At 58.8% G+C, this 1496-nt stretch carries 1 protein-coding gene; it reads left to right on the top strand.

All coding sequences use genetic code 11. From position 1 onward, the window contains the following. Positions 1-127: 127 nt before the first annotated feature. Positions 128-1474: an IS5 family transposase gene (locus tag J1C52_RS14970; RefSeq protein ID WP_227428729.1), complete on the top strand. Its 1347-nt coding sequence runs from the start codon at positions 128-130 to the stop codon at positions 1472-1474. The last annotated feature ends 22 nt before the right edge of the window (positions 1475-1496 follow it).

Raw genomic sequence — 1496 nt, 5'->3', positions numbered from 1 at the left:
CATAATTAGTTCGTCCTGAACAACTCCCAACATTCTGATTTTATGTAGGAAATGGGTGTTTTCTGTCGCCTTTGATTGCAGGGTTTCGTATGATTTAAGCGGAAACCTTGCAATATCGGGGTGGGCGATGAAGGCGAAACCGAAGGGGCCTGAGCAAGACGATCTGTTTCGTGCGCGGCTGGTCGAGATCATCGACATGCGCCACGCACTGGTGAAGCTGGCCGCGCTGATCGACTGGGAGTTCTTCGAGCGCGAATGGGCGGGGTTCTTCCCTTCGGAGGCTGGCAGACCCGCGACGCCTTCGCGGCTGGTTGCAGGGCTTCTCTATCTTCAGCACGCCTATGATCTGTCGGATGAGGCTGTGGTCGCGCGTTGGGTCGAGAATCCCTACTATCAGCATTTCTGTGGCGAGACCTTCTTTCAGCATCGCCCGCCCATCGATCCGTCATCCCTGACGCGATGGCGCAACCGTATCGGTGAAGAGGGCGCGGAATGGTTGCTGACCAAAACCATCGAAGCGGGGCGCACCTCTGGGGCTGTCGATGACAAGAGCTTCGAGCGGGTGTCGGTCGACACGACGGTCATGGAGAAGAATATCGCCTATCCGACCGATGCACGGCTGTATGAACGCGCACGTCAGAAGCTTGTGGCGCTGGCGCGCGAGGCGGGTGTCGATCTGCGCCAAAGCTATGCCCGCCTTGCCCCGCGTTTGGCGCTGCAGGTGGGACGCTATGCCCATGCGAAGCAATTCAAGCGCATGCGCAAGGCATTGAAAAAGCTCAAAGGCTACACGGGTCGAGTCATGCGGGACTTGCGGCGTCACCTCAGCGGTATTCCTGCAGGGGCGCTACGCGAACAGATCTGCGATGCGCTGGTGCTGACCGGGCGACTGCTGGCTCAGAAGCCGAAGGATAAGAACAAGATCTACAGCTTACATGAGCCTGAAGTCGATTGCATCTCCAAAGGTAAGGCCCGCGTGCGCTACGAGTTTGGCACCAAGGTTTCGGTCGCCGCCACCATCGCGGAAGGCTTCATCGTCGGCGCTCGCTCGATGCCTGGCAACCCCTATGATGGCCATACGCTGGAAGATGCACTGGGTCAGGTCGAAGTGCTGACCGACATCCGCCCCGCACTGGCCGTGGTCGATCGCGGCTATCGCGGGCACGGTGTGACGCGTACCCGCGTGCTGATCAGCGGCATGCGCAAAGGCATCACGCCTATACTGGCAAAACTCCTGCGACGGCGCAGCGCCATTGAGGCCGAGATAGGGCACATGAAAACCGACGGTCGGCTGACACGCTGTCCGCTCAAAGGCACGGCAGGCGATGCGATCTTCGCCATTCTCTGCGCCTGCGGCCACAATCTTCGAAAGATAATGGCCCACCTGAGGACCATTTTGGCGCTGTTCATCATGGCCATTCTCAACGCTTTCAGCCAGCGCCCAGACAACCAGATCACGCCTGACGCCGTCTGAATGGATTGTTCAGAACGAACTA

The organism is Roseibaca sp. Y0-43, from assembly GCF_020667835.1.
Classification (GTDB): Bacteria; Pseudomonadota; Alphaproteobacteria; order Rhodobacterales; family Rhodobacteraceae; genus Roseinatronobacter.
Note: the sequence above shows the minus strand (reverse complement) of the source record. Positions and strands in the feature narration are given on the sequence as shown.

Excerpts from the sequence above, each read along its gene's own strand:
- J1C52_RS14970 (WP_227428729.1), top strand. The coding sequence starts at position 128 with ATGAAGGCGAAACCGAAGGGGCCTGAGCAAGACGATCTGTTTCGTGCG.